This window comes from Frankia sp. AgB1.9, assembly GCF_016786355.1.
GTDB lineage: Bacteria > Actinomycetota > Actinomycetes > Frankiales > Frankiaceae > Pseudofrankia.
This window is the reverse complement of sequence record NZ_JADWYX010000049.1, coordinates 1-19,498: the sequence shown is the minus strand read 5'-3', so window position 1 is coordinate 19,498 and position 19,498 is coordinate 1. Positions and strand designations below refer to the sequence as shown.

Annotated in this window: 13 protein-coding genes; 7 read left to right on the top strand and 6 right to left on the bottom strand. The window is 72.6% G+C overall.

Annotation, left to right across the window (positions count from 1 at the left end; translation table 11 throughout):
- Window positions 1-301 precede the first annotated feature (301 nt).
- The gene (locus tag I6A60_RS20545) at window positions 302-1,381 is read left to right on the top strand and encodes a lipocalin family protein (RefSeq protein WP_307873779.1); all 1,080 of its coding nucleotides are present in this window, start codon (window positions 302-304) and stop codon (window positions 1,379-1,381) included.
- A 105-nt stretch (window positions 1,382-1,486) separates the two neighbouring features.
- On the opposite strand, the gene I6A60_RS20540 is transcribed toward I6A60_RS20545, so the two are convergent.
- On the bottom strand, window positions 1,487-5,500 hold the full coding sequence (locus I6A60_RS20540; protein WP_203055669.1) for an ATP-binding cassette domain-containing protein: 4,014 nt from the start codon (window positions 5,498-5,500) through the stop codon (window positions 1,487-1,489).
- Window positions 5,501-5,642: 142 nt separating this feature from the next.
- Here I6A60_RS20540 and I6A60_RS20535 point away from each other — a divergent pair, with 142 nt between their 5' ends.
- A complete protein-coding gene (locus tag I6A60_RS20535; RefSeq protein ID WP_203024381.1) occupies window positions 5,643-6,854 on the top strand; it encodes a CAP domain-containing protein in 1,212 nt (403 codons plus the stop codon).
- Between the two features lie 83 nt (window positions 6,855-6,937).
- On the opposite strand, the gene I6A60_RS20530 is transcribed toward I6A60_RS20535, so the two are convergent.
- A complete protein-coding gene (locus I6A60_RS20530; RefSeq protein ID WP_203024380.1) occupies window positions 6,938-8,200 on the bottom strand; it encodes an ABC transporter substrate-binding protein in 1,263 nt (420 codons plus the stop codon).
- A 207-nt stretch (window positions 8,201-8,407) separates the two neighbouring features.
- Complete coding sequence (locus tag I6A60_RS20525; RefSeq protein ID WP_307873778.1) at window positions 8,408-9,133, bottom strand: NAD(P)H-dependent oxidoreductase; 726 nt, start codon at window positions 9,131-9,133, stop codon at window positions 8,408-8,410.
- 383 nt (window positions 9,134-9,516) lie between these two features.
- Between I6A60_RS20525 and I6A60_RS20520 the strand changes: the two genes are divergently transcribed.
- A complete protein-coding gene (locus I6A60_RS20520; RefSeq protein ID WP_203024379.1) occupies window positions 9,517-11,298 on the top strand; it encodes an adenine deaminase in 1,782 nt (593 codons plus the stop codon).
- 179 nt (window positions 11,299-11,477) lie between these two features.
- Here I6A60_RS20520 and I6A60_RS41865 read toward each other — a convergent pair whose 3' ends face one another.
- The 3 genes from I6A60_RS41865 to I6A60_RS20510 all read right to left on the bottom strand — a co-directional run bounded on the left by I6A60_RS41865 (window position 11,478) and on the right by I6A60_RS20510 (window position 13,950).
- The gene (locus I6A60_RS41865) at window positions 11,478-11,882 is read right to left on the bottom strand and encodes a DUF559 domain-containing protein (protein WP_307873777.1); all 405 of its coding nucleotides are present in this window, start codon (window positions 11,880-11,882) and stop codon (window positions 11,478-11,480) included.
- A gap of 383 nt (window positions 11,883-12,265) precedes the next feature.
- Complete coding sequence (locus tag I6A60_RS41860; protein ID WP_238435852.1) at window positions 12,266-12,382, bottom strand: type IV toxin-antitoxin system AbiEi family antitoxin domain-containing protein; 117 nt, start codon at window positions 12,380-12,382, stop codon at window positions 12,266-12,268.
- Window positions 12,383-12,807: 425 nt separating this feature from the next.
- The gene (locus I6A60_RS20510; RefSeq protein ID WP_203024378.1) at window positions 12,808-13,950 is read right to left on the bottom strand and encodes an amidohydrolase family protein; all 1,143 of its coding nucleotides are present in this window, start codon (window positions 13,948-13,950) and stop codon (window positions 12,808-12,810) included.
- Window positions 13,951-13,975: 25 nt separating this feature from the next.
- On the opposite strand from I6A60_RS20510, the gene I6A60_RS20505 reads away from it, so the two are divergent.
- The 4 genes from I6A60_RS20505 (at window position 13,976) to I6A60_RS20490 (ending at window position 19,442) form a co-directional block, all read left to right on the top strand.
- On the top strand, window positions 13,976-15,025 hold the full coding sequence (locus I6A60_RS20505; RefSeq protein ID WP_203024382.1) for an aldo/keto reductase: 1,050 nt from the start codon (window positions 13,976-13,978) through the stop codon (window positions 15,023-15,025).
- Window positions 15,026-15,756: 731 nt separating this feature from the next.
- On the top strand, window positions 15,757-16,656 hold the full coding sequence (locus tag I6A60_RS20500) for a hypothetical protein (RefSeq protein ID WP_203024377.1): 900 nt from the start codon (window positions 15,757-15,759) through the stop codon (window positions 16,654-16,656).
- A 103-nt stretch (window positions 16,657-16,759) separates the two neighbouring features.
- Entirely contained in the window at window positions 16,760-18,676 is a 1,917-nt protein-coding gene (locus tag I6A60_RS20495) for a fumarate reductase/succinate dehydrogenase flavoprotein subunit (RefSeq protein ID WP_203055668.1), read from the top strand.
- Window position 18,677: 1 nt separating this feature from the next.
- Window positions 18,678-19,442 (top strand): succinate dehydrogenase/fumarate reductase iron-sulfur subunit, encoded by a 765-nt coding sequence (locus I6A60_RS20490; RefSeq protein ID WP_203024376.1) that lies wholly within the window; start codon window positions 18,678-18,680, stop codon window positions 19,440-19,442.
- The last annotated feature ends 56 nt before the right edge of the window (window positions 19,443-19,498 follow it).

Genomic DNA, 19,498 nt, shown 5'->3' with positions numbered 1-19,498 from the left:
AAATATTTAGATCGGCCGTGCGGTGGCATCCGGTGTGCCGCCGTGTTCGAAACCGGTCAGGGCGGCCCAGCCGCGCTGACCGTCGTCCCGGTGGTGCGGCCGACCCCGGGCGCCCGCCGCTGCCCGCTCGCGTCGACGCGCGGGCGCGGACATTCCCCATCAAGCCTCGGCGGCCCGTCAGGTCCGCCGACGGGCGCGCGGTATTCGCCGCGCGCCACCACCGCGCGCACCGAGAGAGGGCACAACCATGTCCAGATCCGACCGCACGAACCCGCGAAGAACGCGATTCCGGAAACTGGCCGTGCTGTTACTCGGATCCCTGACGAGCCTGTTGCTCGTGGGCACCGGCGGCCCGGCGCACGCGGCCACGGGCGTCTCGCTGCCGGGCGACGAGTCCCCGCACGTGAGCGCCGGGATGGAATGGTGGTACATCACCGGCCATCTCAGCGGTAAGGACCTCCTCGGAAAGACGCACTCGTACGGCTTCGAGACCCTGATCAACCGTGTCGACGGCCTCTCGACCGCGCCGGTCGCCACCATCTACAACGGCAACTTCGCGATCGCGGACCTGACCCGGGGTACCTACTCGTCGACGAAGAGCCTTTACAGCATCAGCCCGGACAACGTCCCGGCCGGCGGCGGCTTCAGCGTGAGCGCGGGTCCCATTCACATCGACGGCAAGAACCTGGTCAACCACTTCTCGGGTGGTTTCTCCGACCTGAGCTACGTCTTCGGCACCATGACCGCGAGCCAGACCCAGCCGGCCGCGCTGCACGGCAACGCCGGCACCATCGGCTACGGGCCGTTCGGCACGTCGGGCTACTACTCCGAGACGAACCTGCACGTCACCGGCACCCTGTTCGACCACGGCAGCCCGGTGAACGTGACCGGCACCGCCTGGCTGGACCACCAGTGGGGTAACTGGACGCCGGGCCAGGGCGGCTGGGAGTGGTACAGCCTGCAGCTGTCGAACAACACCCAGTACATGCTCTACTTCATCCGCGACGCGAACGGCAACTACGTCCAGACGATCGGCACCCGCGTCAACGCGGACGGCACGACCACCAACCTGCCGGCCTCCCAGCTCAGCCGCGCGACGACGGGCACGTGGACAAGTCCGGACACCGGAATCACCTATCCGGTGGCCTCCACGGTGAACATCCCGGGCGGGACGCTCTCCGTCACGCCACAGCTGGCGAACCAGGAGGTCTGGAGCAGCCTCATTCCCCAGGGCAACTACTGGGAGGGCACCTCGACCGTGGCTGGCACGATCAACGGCCAGGCCGTGACCGGGCAGGCCTACGCCGAGGTCATTCCGTTCATCGACATGCCAGGCCATGGCTACGTCTGGACGTCCGTGAAGAACCTGCTCGGAATCTGACGAGCGGAACGCTCACGGCCCCGGGGCGACCCGGGGCCGTGAGGCCGTCAGAAGCCCCGACCCCCAGAAGCCCCGACCCTCCAGAAGCCCCGACCCGCGAGAGCCTCAGGCGAGCGGGAGGTAGGCGCTGGCGACGGCCTCACGGTTCGCCTCGGCCTCGGCGGCGGTGCCGGACCAGGCGACCCGGCCGTGCCGCAGGACATGGACCCGGTCGGCGATCGTCAGCGCGCTGCGGACGTGCTGCTCGACGAGCAGGACGGCAAGGCCATCATCGGCCGCGGCCCGCACCGCCGTGAGAAGCCGGGTGACCAGCTGCGGCGCGAGGCCGAGCGACAGCTCGTCCGCGAGCAGCGCGGTCGGCCGGCGCGCCAGCGCCCTGGCGAGAGTCACCATCTGCTGCTGCCCGCCGGAGAGCAGCCCGGCCTTGCGGTCCAGGTGCTCGGCCAGCTCGGGGAAGGCCGCCAGCGCGAGGGCCGGGTCGCAGCGCCCGACGCGAAGGTTCTCCCGCACGGTCAGGCTCATGATCACCGAACGGTCCTCGGGGACCAGGCTCAGCCCGGCCCGGGCCCGCCGGTGCAGCGGCGCGGTGGTCGCGGCGCCGGCCCAGTGCACCTCGCCGGAGTGCGGCGCGAGCGCACCGGCCAGCGTCAGCAGGGTCGTCGTCTTGCCGGCACCGTTCGGGCCCAGCAGCACGACGACCTCGCCGGCCCGCACCGACAGGTCCAGGTCGCGCACGACCGGCGCGCCACCGTAGCCGGCGGACAGCCCACGGGCGGCGAGTACGGGCGGCGCGGCCACCGCCGGCCTGGCGCGGCGGAGCCGGCCAGCCGGCCGGTCGCGCTCGCCCCGCCGGACGCTCGGCAGCCGGGCCATCATCGGCCGGCTCCGGGAGCGACCGGCGCGTCGGCGCCCGTCGCCGCTGACCTGCTCGCCGAGGTAGGCGAGCTGGACGTTCGGGTCGTCGCGAACCTGCGCCGGGGTACCCTCGGCGATCATCCGGCCGGCGTCCAGCACGACGATCCGGTCGCAGACCGACATGACGACGTCCATGTCGTGCTCGTTGAGCAGGATGCCCAGCCCCCACTCGTCGGCGAGCCGGCGCAGCAGCCGGGCGACCTCGCGGCTCTCGTTCTCGTCCAGGCCAGCGCACGGCTCGTCGAGCAGCAGGACGGACGGCCGGGCGGCGACCGCGCGGGCGATCGCGAGCAGCCGGCGTCGGCCGTACGGCAGCTCGGTGACGGCCCGGGTCAGGTCGTCGCGCAGGCCGAAGGCCTCGATCGCGGCGCGGGCCGCCGGCGGCAGCACCCGGGTCCGTGGCCAGAACAGGTTGGTCAGGTAGGCCCGCAGGTCGCGCGGGTCGCTGGCCGCCTCGATGTTCTCCAGGACGGTGAGGTCCTCGAACAGCTCGAGGTTCTGGAAGGAGCGCTGGACGCCGCGGCGGGCGCGGCGGTGCGCGGGCAGCCGGTCGAGTCGGTGTTCCCCGAGGGTCAGCTGGCGCGACCTGGCCGGGGTGTAGCCGGTGATCGCGTCGACCACGGTGGTCTTGCCCGCGCCGTTCGGGCCGATCAGGCCGACGATCTGGCCGGGTGTCACCCGGAGGTTCACGTCGTCGACGACGGTCACGGCACCGAACCGGACGGTCAGCCCCCAGACGGACAGCGTCGCCGGCCGGATCACGCCGGCCCCGCGGCCGAGCGCGGCCAGCCGCCTGGCCGCTCCCGGCTCGCCCGGCGGGATCGCCCCACCGGGCGTGTCCAGGTCGCCGGCCGCCAGATCCGGGACGCCCGCGGCGAGCAGCTGGTCGGCGCGGCGCCGCTCGCGGGACGCGTACCGGCCGCGCCGCGACGGGGGCGTCAGCTGGGTCGCGATGCCACGGGCCGCGGCCGCGTTGCCCGGGGCCATGCCGCCACCGGACGTCGCCAGGATCGTGACGAGCACGATCCCACCGAGCAGCGGGACGTAGCGGTCGAGCTGAGTCAGCCAGTCGAGTACCCGGCCGCTGGCCGCGACGGCCACCGCTGTGAGCACCGCCGCGCCCACCCACGGCCCTGGCCGACGCCACGCCGGCCGCCGCGCCGCCGCCACCGGCACGTCGTCCTGGGCCCCCGCCGCGTCGCCCGTCTGCGCCGCGCCGCCGTCAGCTGACATCGCCTCGACACCCGGCGCCGGGACCGTGCCACCGGAGGCCGGCCCGGCCGCCGGCCGACCCGCCGACGAGCCCAGGCGGGCGCCGAGGCTGAATCCGACGACGGTTCCGAGCAGGGCGATCACGGTCCGGGCGAACGCGGCCACGCCGGTCAGCAGGTCGCCGATCCAGGCGCCCAGCCGGGTGCCGAGGGCGCCGGTCGCCCAGGTCGCGCCGGCGAACGCGCCGCTGACCCAGCCGACGCCCCCGAGCACCGCGAAGGCGATCAGCAGGATCGAGGTGAACGGCGAGAACAGCCCGCCGCCGTAGTCGATGTTGCCGCGGGCGCCGTAGGTGTAGAAGGCGAACAGGACGCCGCCGTAGCCCGCGATCGCGGCCGAGAGCGCGAACGCGTACAGCTTCGCGCCGACGACGCTGATCCCGAGCGCGGCCGCCGCCCGCTCGTTGGTCCGGACGGCGATCAGCCGCCGCCCGACCCGGCCGCGGCGCAGGTTCGCGACCGCCACCGCGAGGACACCGAAGGACAGCAACGACAGCGTCGCGAAGGCCCGCGGCGCGGCGACCGTGTCGAGCTGGACGCCGAACAGCGTCTGGTGCCCGACGATGGTGCCCTCCGGATCGCCGAGCACGCCGAACGCGGCAGCGGCCGATCCCGGTGGCGGCGGGGTGTGGTAGCCGCGTTGGAAAAGGATGGAGTCGGCCGCTGCGCCCAGACCGAGGGTGACGACGGCGAGCTGCAGGCCGCGGGTGCGCAGCGCAGGCAGCGCAAACAGCACGCCGAGCGCGGCCGTTCCGAGCACACCGAGCGCGAGCGCCGCCTCCAGCGGCCAGCCCCGCACGGCCACCAGCCGCCCCGCGATCAGCGCGGCCACCCCGGAGAACGCGAGCTGCGCCAGCGAGAGCTGACCGGTCAGGCCGACCAGCACCACCACCGACAGGATGAGCATCGCCCACTGGGCGTTGACGTCCAGCGCGTTCACCCAGTCGACCGGCAGCGCGTACCAGATCAGGCAGATGGCCACGGTCATGGCCACGATGAGCGCCGGCCAGTGGATCCGGCCGCTGCCGAGCGCGGGCAGCTTCTCGTTGACGTGGCCGCGGTCGGGGATGTGCCGGCCGCGGATGGCCAGGTAGAAGACGATGACCAGCAGTGGGATGGCCCGGTCGACCCCGCGCCAGGCCGGGTGGTTGCTGACCAGCTGGACCTGGGTCTCGACCTCGACAATGGCGAGCACCACCGAGGCGACGAACACCGCGGGGAAGGAGCGGAACCCGGCGACCAGGCCGATCGCCAGCGCCGGCACGATCAGCAGCATCAGGTTGGGCGCGCTCAGCGGCTGCTGGAGCGGCGCGAGCAGCACCCCGGCGAGGCCGGCCAGCGCGGCCCCGAGCGTCCACGCGCCGGCGGCCACCAGGTCGGGCGACCAGCCGAACGTCGCCGCCGCCCGCGGGTTCTCGGTGACCGCTGTCGCCGCCAGGCCGATCGTCGTGTGCCGGAACAGCGCCCACAGCCCGGCCAGCACGGCGCCGACGACGCCGAGCCGGACGAAGACGCCCCAGTCGACCGGCATCCCGAACAGCGTCACGTTGCCGGTCGGCAGCACGGTCGGCGAGGAGCGCACGGCCGTGCTGTAGATCAGGATGAGCAGCGCCTGGAGGATGATCAGCAGCCCGAGCGTGGCCATGACCCTGGTCAGGGCCGAGCCGTCGCGCATCGGGCGCATCACCAGGAGGTGGAACAGCAGGCCGATCAGCGCGGTCGAGCCGACGGCGAGCACCGCGGCGAACCAGGTGGGCAGCCCCCAGACCTGCGCCGCCCCGTGGAAGGAGTAGGCGGCCCAGGCCAGCAACGCGCCGTGCGCCAGGTTCAACACGCCGGCTCCGCGCTGGACGATCACGATGCCGGCCGACATCAGCGCGTACAGGCCAGCCGTGCCCAGACCTAGCAGGGCGTAGCCGATCACGTCGTTCACCGTGGCCTACCCCTTGCACCCGTCGAGCCGAAACCCCCGGCTTCCGGGGAAACGCGGCATTCTGACCAAGGGGCATGGTCGCACAGCGCTCACCCGGAACCGGGGCCGGCGTCGTTCGTTGAACGAGGGAGGGGAGTTACGGATGCTCGAGCTGGTCGCGGGAGCGAACGGGCCGTTACCGCACGGCATGGTCCAGGTGCGGCTGCCCGGGCCGTTCGACCTGTCAGCGCTGGTCATCGGGGCCGATGGCCGGGTCGGCGGAGACGCCGACTTCGTCTTCTACAACCAGCCGTCGACCCGCGGCGTCCGGCTCACCTCGGCCCGGCCCGCCGGTCCCGGCCGCGCTGTCCAGATCGGCGCGGACGAGGTGACGGTCGAACCCGGCCGGCTGCGAGCCGGTGCCGAGCGGGTGATGCTGGTCGCGAGCCCCGCTGACGGGAGCACCCCGTTCGGCCGGCTGCCGGTGCCGACGGCGACGGTGTACGACGGCGCGGGCGCCGCCGCGGTCCGGCTCGTCGCGCCGCGGCTCGGCCCGGAGACGGCGCTGCTGGTCGGCGAGATCTACCGGCGCGCGGGCGGCTGGCGCGTCCGGACGATCGGCCAGGGCTACGCGGACGGCCTGGCCGGGCTCGCCCGCGACTTCGGCGTCGACGTGGAGGAGAGCCCCAGCTCCGCGCCCGCCGCACCGGCCGTCCCCCCGGTCCCGGCTGGTCGGCGTCCGAACGACGCCGCCGCGTCGGCACCCGTGAGAGCACCGTGGTCAGGCCCTGGGCCCGACCCGTCCGTCCCCGGCTCGATTCCCACCGCCGTCCCGGTGCCGCCACCGCTCCTGACGCCGCCACCGCCGGTTCCCTCGTCGCCGTCCGACCATTCGCCCTGGTCGGGGCAGGGGCGCGCCAGGGTGTTCGGGGTCTACGGCCCGTCGCCCGAGCCGGGTCAGTGGGCGCAGCCGCTCGGCCGTGACCCGCTCGCCGAGGTGGTCATGCTGACCAACCAGCAGCGCCAGCTGAACGGGCTGCCGCCGCTGGCCCCGGACCCGCTGCTGGCCAGGGCCGCCGCCGCGCACAGCGCGGACATGGCCGCCCGCCAGTTCTTCGATCACCGCAACCCGGACGGGCTGCAGGTCGCCGACCGGGTCACCGCGCTCGGCTACCGGTTCGGAACCGTCGCCGAGAACATCGCCGCCGGCCAGCGCACCCCGGCCGAGGTGGTCACCGGCTGGATGAACAGCCCCGGCCACCGGCGCAACATCCTGCTGCCCGAGATCACCCAGATCGGCGTCGGCTACTCCCCGAGCGCCGACGTCTACGGCTGCTACTGGACTCAGGTGTTCGGCACGCCGCGCACCTGGTGAGGCCGCCAGTGTGAGGCCGCCAGTGTGAGGCCGCGAGCCGCGGCGGCGGATGCACCGCCGCCGCGGTTCGGAGAGCCGGCCGATCAGGCTCCGGCCTGCTGCAGGATCTTCAGCGCGTCATAGCTCTGGGTGCCGAGCGGGACGTAGGTCTTGGTCGCCGCGTCCCAGCGGACACCGCGCATCGTCGTGTTGAACAGCCGCTGCGCGCCAGGGATCGGGGACGGCTTGGTGAAGTCCAGGGCCGGGGTGATGCCCCCGAGGTCCAGGTTCGAGGTCTTGTTCAGCTGGTCGAGCAGCGCGGTCGATGTCAGCGAGTCGCCGGGGATGGCGTCGGCGACCTTCTCGACGATCTGCACCGACAGCCAGGCGCCGATCGTGTTCGTCGAGCTGGTCCGCAGCGCCGCGTCCGGGTCGCCGGCCGTGACCTCGGCGTCGAGCTCCTTGACCGCCCGGGCGATCTCCGGGTACTGGGTGGCCTGGCTCAGCTCGGGGAAGGCGCTGGCGAAGACCAGCGAGTTGGCCGCGGTGCCCTCCTGGGTCAGCCAGTCGCGGGACAGGACGCCCATCGCGTGGCAGTACTTCTGGCCGGTCGAGCCGCCCGCCTTGACCTCCGCGTAGGCGCCCTGGTCGACGACGACCAGCACGGTCCCGTCGACGCCGGCCCGCTTGACCTGGGTCGCCGTCGGGGTGAAGTCACTGGTGTCGATCGGGACCCGCGGCTCGATGACGAGCGGGGAGCCGGCCTGCTTGGCGCCGAGCTCGGCCATCTTCATCAGCCGGTCGACCTGCGGCAGGCTGTAGCCGACCGCGCCGAGCTTCGTCGCGCCGGCCGCCTTCAGCAGCGCGGGGCAGACCGCCGGGTAGTAGGTCAGTGGGCTGAGCATGAAGCTGACCGAGGAGGACAGCTCCGAGCCGTCGATCGAGATGCCGGCCGAGCCGATCGACGGGATGTGCGCGGCCTCCAGGATCGGCATGATGCCGCCGCTGGCGCTGACCTCGTTGACGACGGCGAGGACGTGGTCGCTGACCGCCTGGTTCGCGCAGGACTTGGCCGTCTCCGCGTCGTTCTTCTCGTTGCAGTAGACGAGCTCGACCGGGTGGCCCTTGATCCCGCCGCGGGTGTTCAGGCCACGCACCGCGGCCTTGGTCGCGCCGACGATGTCCGGGTAGTTCGAGCCGGCCGTGCCGGTCGGCGCGATGACCATGAGCTTGACCGATGCGCCCGCGGCGACAGCGGTCGCGCCGCTCCCGGTGCCGTCGCCGCTCCCGGACTCGCTGCACGCGGCCAGAGCCAGCGCGGCGCCGAGCGCCGCCGCGGCCAGGCGCAGCGTGTGCCGTCGTCCCACCTGGGACCTCCTCGTCGTTCCCGCGGAACCCGTTGGGCCGCCGGAGTCCTTGGCCCGCTGGGCCGAGCAACGACACCGTAGCCGGGCCGGATCCGCCACCGGGGTGTGGGTGGTCGACATCGTCCGCGCGCTCATGCTCCGCGCGCCGCGCCGTAGTGGCCTGGTCGCCGTCGGCGGCAGGCTGGGTCGGTCCGAACCGGCCTCGCGTCAGATCAGGTGCGACCACGCGTAGGCGAAGCCCATGACCTGGTCGGTCAGCGTCTCGAACCGGTCGGCGACGGACGGGTTCGCGATCGCGCCGTACGGGTCGATCGCCGCGCTCTCGTGCTTGCTCAGACTGATCCCGAGCGGGGTGGGCCAGCCGCCGAGGGCGTGCACGCGGGCACGCAGCGCGGGCAGCGCACCGCCGGCGCCCGGGCCCTCGTCGCAGGCCAGCAGCCCGACCGGCCGCGCCTCCAGGCACGGCCTCGGGGCGTCCCGCAGGTCCCACAGGTAGTCGAGCGCGTTCGTGACCAGGCTCGACGTGCCGCCGAGGTAGTCCGGGGCGGCGATGAGCAGGCCGTCGGCGCGGCCGATCTCGCCGACGAGGCGGCGGGCTCCCGCGGAGCGCTCGCCGCTGTCCGGCTGGTAGGGCGGCAGCTCCAGTTCGGCGAGGCTCAGGATGACCGTCTCGGCACCAGCCTGCGCCACCATCTTGATCGCCGCGCCCAGCGCGCGCATCGTCGGCGCGTCTGCCCGCGGCGAGCCGCCGAGGCCGACAATCAGTGGCCGACGCCGCCCGGACTGGCCCGGCCCGACGCCCGGATTGCGGCGCTCCAGCCCCGGCCCCATCCCGCGGTCACTGCCAAGCTCGGTCGGCGCGCCCTTGGGGCGACGGACCGCCAACGGAGCGCTGTCGCGTACCGAGGCCGGAATGGTCCCGAAGCCGTCCACCCGCACGCTCCCTCACGACCGGCTGTTGGCAGATATTGACAGATTGAGCGTATGGCCGCGCTGAGCACGGAGAATGCGCGGGTCATGGGCATGTCTGTCCGATGGTGTTCCGGTGGCCGTCGCATGCCCCGTTCTCGCTCGGTTCGCGCTTGGTGTTGGTCCGGCGACCCTGCGCTCCGCTAAGGAGCGCTCGTCGACACAGGTTCGGCACCCCGGTCGGACGCAGACGGACCACGTGTTCTAAGCCGCAACGCGGCCAGGCGCGCAACCTCTTTCGGTCGGCGCCCGTTCGCGGTCGCAACGGGTTCTGGCCGGCAATGAGCGTAACGAACGGCCAACCGGTCGTCTTGTGGCCGTAACAGGGCGGTCTTACGTTGCTCGGCATGAACGATGCTGTCGATCCGGCCATCCGCCAGCGCGCCGTCGACGCCGCCCGGGGCGCCGGCCCGTTCGATCTGCTGATCACCGGGGGCAGCGTCGTGGACGTCGGCACCTGCGAGGTGCGCCCGGCCGACGTCGGGCTGGTCGGGCCGCTGATCGCGTCGGTACACCCCACCGGCAGCCGGACGGACGCGCTGGACGTGTTCGACGCGACCGGCCGGTTCGTCGCCCCTGGCCTGGTTGACATGCACGTCCACTTCGAGAGCTCGATGCTGACGCCCGGCGCCTACGCCTCGGCCGTCTGCCCGCGAGGCACGACGACGATCTTCGGCGACCCGCACGAGCTGGCGAACGTCGCCGGCCTCGCCGGAGTTCGTTACGCCGTCGAGGCGAGCCGGGGCCTGCCGGTCCGGTTCATCGTGCAGGCGCCGTCCTGCGTGCCGCCCATGCCGGGCCTGGAGCTGTCCGGCGCGGACCTGCTCGGCCCGGACGTCGCCGAGATGCTCGCCTGGCCCGAGGTCGGCGGGCTCGCCGAGGTGATGGACATGCTCGGCGTGCTGACCAGCGACGGCCGGATGGTCGACGTCGTCGCCGCCGGGCTGGCCAGCGGAAAGATCGTCAGCGGCCACGCCGCCGGCCTGAGCGGCCCCGAGCTGCAGGCGTACCTGTCGGCCGGGATCACCTCGGACCACGAGATCGTGGCCGAGCCGGACGCGATGGAGAAGCTGCGCAGCGGGATGACCGTCGAGCTGCGCGGCGCGTTCGAGCACCTGCTGCCCGGCCTGGTCGCCGAGCTGAACGCCCTGCCGGAGCTGCCGACCCACCTGTGCGCGGCGACCGACGACCTGTTCGCGCTGACCCTGCTCACCGACGGCGGCGTCGACCACCTGTTGCGCCGCCTGATCGGCTTCGGCCTCGACCCGGTGCGGGCGCTGCGGATCGCGACCTACCACGCGGCCTACCGCCTGCAGCGCACCGACCTCGGCCTGGTCGCCGCCGGCCGCCAGGCCGACCTGATCGTGCTCTCCGACCTGGCGACGGTGACGGTCGACGACGTCTTCACCGCCGGGCGCCATGTCGCCTCCGGCGGGCTGATGCTCGTCGACGTCGTAGAGGGGCCCAGCGAGCCGCCGCTGGACACCATGAAGATCGGCCCCGTCACGCCGGCCGACATGGTCCTGCGCGTCGGCGACCTGCCGGGCGGCACCGAGAACGGCACCGCCCGGCTGCGGGTGCTCGCCGGCCCGATCTTCACCCAGTGGGGCGAGGTCGAAGCGGAGGTCCGCGACGGCGTCGTCGTCCCACCGCCGGGGCACATGCTCCAGCTGACGGCCCACCGCCACGGCCGGATCTCCGCCCGACCACAGGCGGCGCTGATCTCGGGCTGGGGCGAGTGGACCGGAGCGATCGCCACGTCGGTCTCGCACGACACCCACAACCTGGTCGTCTTCGGCCGCGACCCGGTCGACATGGCCGCCGCCGCCAACATGGTGATCTCGACCGGTGGGGGTGTCGCCGTCGCGTCCGGCGGCAAGGTCACCGCGTCGATCGCGCTGCCGATCGCCGGCATCCTCTCCCCGCTGGCCGCCCCCGACGTCGCCACCGCCCAACGAACGCTGACCGAGGCGGCCCACGAGATCGGCCTCGACCTGCACCTGCTCACCCAGCCACTGTTCCACGTCATGGTCGCGGCCCTGGCCTGCCTTCCCGGCCCCCACGTCACCGACCTCGGCCTCATCGACGGCACCACCGGCCAGCTCATCCCCTCCCCCATCCTCGCCTGACCACCGACCTCGCCTCGCCCGGCGCCCGGCGCCCCGCGCCCGGCGCCCGGCGCCCGAACGAGCTTGATCGGGGTTTGCGCCCTCCCGTGGTTGCAGGGCGGCCTCGATTGCAACCACCGGAGGGCCAAAACGGCGATCACCCGGAGGCGCAGCCCGCCGGGAGCGGTCCAAGAAGGCGATCATGGCCGGGAGAGCGCACGGCAGACGACGTCGGCCACGTCGTCAGGCCGGGTGAGGACGTCGGACCATGTAAAGCGCAGGACCGTCCAGCCCAGGCGGGCCAAGGCGTTCTGTCGCTCGCGATCGCGGTACAGCGGCTGCGGGTCGCCAGCGTGGTCACGGTGGAAAACGGCGCCGTCCGCCTCGACCAGCAGACGCTGCTCAGGGTAGGCAAGGTCGGCGCGAGCGACGGGCCGCCCGACCTCGTCTACGACGGCGAACTGCACCTCGGCCGGCCTCAGCCCACGGTCGGCCAGAGCGAGTCGTAACCGGCTCTCCAGCGGAGACTCGGCTCGGGCATCGACGTCGGCCAGCCATCGGACCCGGACCGGGGCGCCGTGCCGGCCGAGCAGCAGTGCACCCACCTCGGCAAGATCACGGAACCGGCGGTCATGCGCCGCCGCGTCCAACAGAGCGACAGCCGCCGGCCGTCCCAGTGGAGGACGAGATCGGCGAGCGTCCGCGTCACGCAGGTGACCGCGAGGCCGTCGCGCCGCCTGACCTGCGCGTCCGGCAGGTCCCCGGAGCACAGGACGATTCCCGGGGTGGCCGACCGGCTGGTCGACCCGTCGACGGAAAGACTTACCGGCTCAGCCGGCTGCGGCGCAGGGAGCGCGCGTAGACCGTGCAGCCGGGCGGCCGTCAGGCCACACACCACCGCCCCCGGCCGTCGACTCACCGCCGCGTGGACTCGCCCGAGGAAGGCGTCAGCGCCCGCGACGAGGTAGGCGTCCGGGAACGGACGAACCTAGGCACCGGTCCGGACGAGCTGGCGGACCTGCCCCCGGCTCAGCCCCGATCCCAGTGCCTGCGAATAGGTGACCATGCCGTGCTGGCGCCCGGCGATCCGAAGCGTTTCGGCCATCCCCGCGTACCCCCCATCCGGAAGCGCTCTCCCCTCCACCCTCATGCCCCGCACTCTGCACCCGATCAGCCCCCGTGGCAGCGGTCTCCGCTCGCCCTGTGGACGGCTCCGAGCTCTCTTGATCGGGGTTTAGGCCCTCCCGTGGTTGTAGGGCGGCCTCGATTACGACCATGGGAGGGCACAAACCGCGATCACCCGGAGGGGCCGTCGATCTGGGAGGGCTGCGAGGGCTGCGAGACGGGCAGCGCGAGTCTGCCCGTGGCGACGGTCAGCGGAGGGAGCGCAGGGAGGCCGGGAGCCCGCCGTCCGCCTTCGTGACGAGACCGCCGGGCCGAGCACCGGGCAGAGCACACTCCGGATCGTTGAACTACGGCCCGCTGCCAGGCCGAATCGCCGACGCACCTGATCGACAGACGCCGAAGGCGTCAGACGCCGGGATGGTCCAGGCCCTTTCCCGTGAGCGGCTGGCCGCGCAGGACGATGAGGTCGGGGGCGGCGAGGACCGCGGGGGCGGCTCGCGGGTCCTCGGGGTAGACGACGAGGTCGGCGGGGGCACCCTCATCCAGACCGGGGAAGCCGAGCCAGGCTCGGGCCGACCACGTCGCGGCCGCGAGGGCGGCGAGCGGGGGCAGGCCGGCCTTGACCAGCTCGGCGACCTCGGCCCCGACGAGGCCGTGCGGCAGCGAACCGCCCGCGTCGGTGCCGACGTAGATGGGGATGCCCGCGTCATAGGCGGCGCCGATGGTCGCGTACCGACGGGCGTGCAACGCGAGCATGTGCTTGTAGTACAAGGGAAACCGGTCCTCTGCTGGGGCGGCGATCTCGGGGAACGTGGCGATGTTGACCAGCGTCGGGACGATCGCGATGCCGCGGGCCGCGAAGACGGCGATGGTGTCGTCGGACAGGCCGGTCGCGTGTTCGACGCAGTCGATGCCCGCGGCGGCGAGGTCGGGCAGCGAGTCCTCGGCGAAGCAGTGCGCGGTCACCCGGGCGCCGGCGGCGTGCGCGGCCGCGATCGCCTCGGCGACGGCTTCGGACGGCCAGCAGGGCGCGAGGTCGCCGAGGGAGCGGTCGATCCAGTCGCCGACGAGCTTCACCCAACCGTCGCCCCGCCCGGCCTGCCGGACCACCTCGGCGGCCAGGCCGTCCGGCTCGACCTCTTCGGCGTAGTTACGGATGTAGCGGCGGCTGCGGGCGATGTGTCGGCCGGCGCGGACGAGTCGGGGCAGGTCGTCGCGGTCGTCGATCCAGCGGGTGTCCGCTGGCGAGCCGGCATCGCGCAGCAGCAGGGCGCCGACGTCCCGGTCGGCCACCGCCTGGGCGAGGGTGGTCTCCTGGTCGACGGCGCCCTGCTTGCCGAGGCCGACGTGGCAGTGGGCGTCGACGAGGCCGGGCAGCACCCAGCCCCGGATGGTGCGGACGTCGGCCGGGCCGGTTGGGGCGGCGAACGTGATCCGGTCACCGACGACCCACAGCTCGTCGCGGACCTCCGTCGGCCCGACCAGGACCCGGCCGACGACATGGAGGACTTCCGGCCGGCGGCCCCCTGATTGCCATGTGTTCGCCACGCGACAATGCTTAACCCACGTGACGATGAACTATCGAGTACTCGGCCGCACTGGCGTGCGGGTTACCCCACTGTGCCTGGGCGCGATGATGTTCGGCGCCTGGGGCAACCCCGACCACGACGAGTCAATAAAGATCATTCACCGGGCCCTGGACGCGGGGGTCAACTTCATCGACACCGCCGACGTCTACTCGGCCGGCGAGTCGGAGACGATCGTCGGTAAGGCGCTCGCCGGCCGCCGCGACGACGTCGTGCTCGCGACGAAGGCGTACATGCCGATGGGCGAGGGCCCGAACCGGGGCGGCCTGTCCCGGCGCTGGCTCATCCAGGAGTGCGAGAACAGCCTGCGCCGCCTCGACACCGACTACATCGACCTCTATCAGGTGCACCGGCCCGACCCGACGACCGAGATCGACGAGACGCTCGGAGCGCTCACCGACCTGGTGCGGGCCGGCAAGATCCGTTATTTCGGCAGCTCCACGTTCCCGGCGCACGAGGTGGTCGAGGCGCAGTGGGTGGCCGAGAAGCGCGGCCGGGAGCGCTTCGTCACCGAGCAGCCGCCCTACTCGATTCTGGTCCGCGGCATCGAGGCCGATCTGCTGCCGGTCGCGCAGAAGTACGGCATGGGGGTGCTGCCCTGGAGCCCACTGGCTGGCGGCTACCTTTCCGGCCGCTACACCCGTGACAGCGGGCTGGACGTCACGAGCAGCCGGGCCGAGCGGATTCCGCAGCGGTTTGATATGACGATTGCGACCAACCGCCGCAAGGCCGAACTGGCCATCGAGCTGGCCGAGGTGGCGGCTGAGGCCGGGATCAGCCTGATCGAGCTGGCGATCGCGTTCGTCATCCGCCACCCGGCGGTGACCTCCGCGATCATCGGCCCGCGCACGATGGAGCACCTCGAAAGCCAGCTGACCGCGGCCGACGTGACCCTCGACGACGCGACCCTCGACCGGATCGACGAGCTCGTCCCGCCGGGCACGAACATCAACTCGGCCGACGCCGGCTGGATCTCGCCCGCGCTGACCAACCCGGCCCGGCGCCGGCGGAAGGCCGAGCGCCGGCAGGCGACCTGAGGGCTGGAGCGGCGGGCCCGCGTTTCACCTGGTCCGACGTCCGCGGCGTTGCCGGCCGCCTGGCCGACGTCGTCCGCTGCCCGCTGGCCGGCGGACCTCAGGTGATCGTCGTTTTGGCCCTCTGGTGGTCGTGATCGGGACCGGTTTACAGCCATACCAGGGCCGAAACAGCGATCAAGCCGCCGCCGCCTCCGCGCCAAGCCGGCGCCAAGCCGGCGCCGCTGCGGCTTCGACCCAGCGCTGACCCAGCGCTGCCGCGGCGCCGGCTTGGCGCCGGGGACTGCGAAACGAGAACACGTTCCTCGAAGACTCTGGTCAACCGATCGGAGATCGGCCAGACTGCGCCGTGGGCCGTGATGTGCAGCACACGGACCCTCTGCGCCTGAGCAGTCATATAGAGGGGCGCACCCCACTTCGGGGCCAGAGGGTCCGCGCAGCCGCGCGCCACGGGCCACGCGATGCCGCCCCCGGGTGAGCCCGCGTGGCATCCGCGTTTCCCGCGGGGCTCCCGAGCGGCTCCGCGGCAGCGGGCCGGCGGCGGGCAGCCCACCGCGGCGCCAGGCCCGCAGTTGGCCGTGGACATCAGGCCCGCGGTTGGTCAGGGATGACAGGCCCGCCGTCGGCCAGGGATGGCAGGCCCCGCAGTTGACCAGAGCTGGCAGGCCCGCCGTTGGCCTTGGACGGCAGGCCTGCGGTTGGCCCTGGATGGCACAGCCGAGGAGACAACAAACATGCCCGTTCGGACCAGACCCGCGCCGGTCGCGGACCCGGCCCCGTCCACCGCACCACCGACCAGCGCGGCCTCGCCCAACGGGGCGGCGGCACCCGGCGGCGCGGCCACGCCCACGCGTCCCAGACCGGTGCCCAGGCCACGCGCCGCCGTCGAGGCGCGGACGCTGCGCCAGGACAACTGGTGGATCGCCCCGGTGTTCACCGTCGTCGTGCTGACCGGGTTCACCGTGTACGGCATCTGGGCCGCGCTGCGCAACGGCAACTACTTCGCCAAGCCGTACCTGTCGCCGTTCTACTCGCCGTGCCTCACGGCGAACTGCGCCGACGACGCGACGCCGCACATCTTCGGCAACATCAACCCGGTTTCGCCGGCGCTGCTCATCCTGGTGTTCCCGCTCGGGTTCCGGCTGACCTGCTACTACTACCGGAAGGCGTACTACCGGTCGTTCTGGTGGGCCCCGCCGGCGTGTGCCGTCCCGGACGCCCGCCGCGGCTACTCGGGTGAGAAGAAGTTCCCGTTGCTGCTGCAGAACGCGCACCGCTACTTCTTCTACTTCGCGCTCATCTTCGCCGGGCTGCTCACGTATGACGCGGTGCTCGCGTTCATCTTTCCGGGCGGGAAGTTCGGCGTCGGCGTCGGCACCGGGGTCCTGGTGGTGAACTCGGCGCTGATCTGGTGCTACACGCTGTCGTGCCATTCCTGCCGGCACCTGTGCGGCGGCGGGCTGAAGCTGCTGTCCAAAGCGCCGTTGCGCCGGCGGGTCTGGGCCCGGCTGTCGGTGCTCAACCGCAATCACATGTGGTTCGCCTGGGCGAGCCTGCTCTGGATCATGGTGGCCGACTTCTACGTCTGGCTGGTCGCCTCCGGGACCATCACCGACCCGCACTGGATCTCCTGAGGCGACCGGCGCCGCGCGGGAGGTCGTCCTTTCGCGTGGCCATGGCCAGGTCCCCTGAGCGGTCCTTTGCTCACACGGTCGGAAAGGAAAGAAGGAAACTGCTGTGACAGCCGAGACACACACCTACGACGTCGTGGTGGTCGGCGCCGGCGGAGCCGGGCTGCGGGCCGCGATCGAGGCGCACGAGCAGGGCGCCCGCGTCGCGATCGTCTGTAAGAGCCTGCTTGGCAAGGCGCACACGGTGATGGCCGAGGGCGGCATGGCCGCCGCGATGGCCAACGTGTGGCCCGAGGACAACTGGCGGGTGCATTTCCGCGACACCATGCGCGGCGGCAAGATGCTCAACCAGTGGCGCATGGCGCAGATCCACGCGCAGGAGGCCCCGGACCGGGTCTGGGAGCTGGAGGAATGGGGCGCCGTCTTCGACCGCACCCCGGACGGCAAGATTCTGCAGCGCGACTTCGGCGGCCACCGGTACGCGCGCCTCGCACACGTCGGCGACCGCACCGGCCTGGAACTGATCCGCACCCTGCAGAACCGGGTCGTCGCGAAGAAGCTCGACGTCTTCATGGAATGCACCGTGCAGCGGCTGCTGACCGCGCCGGACCCGGAGAGCGGCGGCGAGCGGATCGCCGGCGTGTTCGCCTACTGGCGCGAGACCGGCACGTTCGTCCGGTTCGACGCGCCGTCGGTCGTGCTCGCCACCGGCGGCATCGGGAAATCCTGGCAGGTGACCTCGAACTCCTGGGAGTACACCGGCGACGGCCAGTCGCTCGCGCTGCGGGCCGGGGCCGCGCTGATGGACATGGAGTTCGTGCAGTTCCACCCGACCGGCATGGTCTGGCCGCCGTCGGTGAAGGGCATTCTCGTCACCGAGGGCGTGCGCGGCGACGGTGGAGTGCTGCGTAACACCGAGGGCCGGCGCTTCATGTTCGACTACATCCCCGAGGTGTTCGCCGCGGACACAGCCGACACCGAGGAGGAGGCCGACCGCTGGTACACGGACAAGAAGACGGCCCGCAGGCCTCCGGAGCTGCTCCCCCGTGACGAGGTCGCCCGAGCGATCAACTCCGAGGTGAAGGCCGGGCGGGGGACCCCGCACGGCGGCGTCTTCCTCGACATCGCGTCGCGCCGCGACCCGGAGACGATCCGCCGGCGGCTTCCGTCGATGTACCACCAGTTCAAGGAGCTGGCGGACGTCGACATCACGAAGGAGGCGATGGAGGTCGGCCCGACCTGCCACTACGTGATGGGCGGAATCAAGGTCGACCCGGAGAGTCAGGCGACGACGCTGCCCGGCCTGTTCGCCGCCGGCGAGTGCGCCGCGGGGCTGCACGGCTCGAACCGCCTCGGCGGGAACTCACTGTCGGACCTGGTGGTGTTCGGCCGGCGCGCCGGCGCCGCCGCGGCCGGGTACGCGGCGGCGCTCGCGCCGGACGCACGCCCGGCCGCCGACGAGGCGCAGCTCGCCGAGACCTCGGCCGCGGCGCTCGCGCCGTTCGAGCGGCTCGGCACCGACGGCGCCGAGAACCCGTACACCCTGCAGTCCGACCTGCAGGCGGTGATGCAGTCGCTGGTCGGGATCATCCGGACCGAGCACGAGCTCACCGAGGCGCTCAAGAAGATCGGCGAGCTGCGCACCCGGGCCGAGAAGGTCGCCGTCGAGGGCCACCGGCAGTACAACCCGGGCTGGCACCTGGCCCTGGACCTGAACTCGATGCTGCTGGTCGCCGAGTGCGTCGCGACCGCGGCCCTGGCCCGCAAGGAGAGCCGGGGCGGGCACACCCGCGACGACTACCCGGGCACCGACCCGGAGTTCGCGAAGGTCAACCACGTGCTGCGGCTGCGCGCGGGCCAGTTGGAGCTCACCGCCCAGCCGCTGCCGCAGATGCCGGCGGACCTCGCGGAGCTGTTCGACCCACCCGCGGCACCGGCCGCCGTTCCGGCACCGGCCGCGGCCGGTACCACCCCACCCGAGACGCCGACGGCTGCCGGGGCGAGCAACGAAGGGAACGGCTGAGATGGGCTACGAGCTCGCGATGCGGGTGTGGCGCGGTGACGCCGACGGCGGTGGGCTGCAGGACTTCACCGTCGACGTCGAGGAGGGCATGGTCGTCCTCGACGCGGTGCACCGGCTGCAGGCGTCCCAGGCGAACGACCTGGCCGTCCGGTGGAACTGCAAGGCCGGCAAGTGCGGGTCCTGCTCGGCCGAGGTGAACGGCAGGCCCCGGCTGATGTGCATGACCCGGCTGAACACCTTCGAGCCCGGCGAGACGGTGACGATCACCCCGCTGCGCGCCTTCCCGGTGGTGCGCGACCTGGTCACCGACGTGACGTTCAACTACGAGAAGGCCGAGGAGGTGCCCACCTTCGCCCCTGGCAAGCCGACCGGCGACGACGGGCACCACCGGATGGCGCAGACGGACGTGGACCGCGTCCAGGAGTTCCGCAAGTGCATCGAGTGCTTCATGTGCCAGAACGTCTGCCACGTCATCCGCGACCACGAGGACAACAAGCAGGTCTTCGCCGGCCCGCGGCTGATGATCCGGTACGCCGAGCTGGAGATGCACCCGCTGGACACCAACGACCGCCGCGACCTGCTGCGGGCTGAGGCCGGCATCGGCTACTGCAACATCACCAAGTGCTGCACCGAGGTCTGCCCGGAACACATCAAGATCACCGACAACGGCATCATCCCGCTCAAGGAGCGGGTCGTGGACGCGTCCTACGACCCGATCGCCGCGATCGGCCGCCGGCTGCGCCGCGGCTCGGGCGACGGCGCCTGACGACGGATCTCCAGCGGCCGGCCGAGCGGAAGCCGAGCCCGGGTGGGCTCGGCTTC

Bases quoted from the DNA above. Each gene is read 5' to 3' on its own strand.
- I6A60_RS20520 (WP_203024379.1), top strand. From the start codon at position 9,517: ATGAACGATGCTGTCGATCCGGCCATCCGCCAGCGCGCCGTCGACGCC.
- I6A60_RS20535 (WP_203024381.1), top strand. From the start codon at position 5,643: ATGCTCGAGCTGGTCGCGGGAGCGAACGGGCCGTTACCGCACGGCATG.
- I6A60_RS20505 (WP_203024382.1), top strand. From the start codon at position 13,976: ATGAACTATCGAGTACTCGGCCGCACTGGCGTGCGGGTTACCCCACTG.
- I6A60_RS20500 (WP_203024377.1), top strand. From the start codon at position 15,757: ATGCCCGTTCGGACCAGACCCGCGCCGGTCGCGGACCCGGCCCCGTCC.
- I6A60_RS20490 (WP_203024376.1), top strand. From the start codon at position 18,678: ATGGGCTACGAGCTCGCGATGCGGGTGTGGCGCGGTGACGCCGACGGC.
- I6A60_RS41860 (WP_238435852.1), bottom strand. From the start codon at position 12,382: ATGGCCGAAACGCTTCGGATCGCCGGGCGCCAGCACGGCATGGTCACC.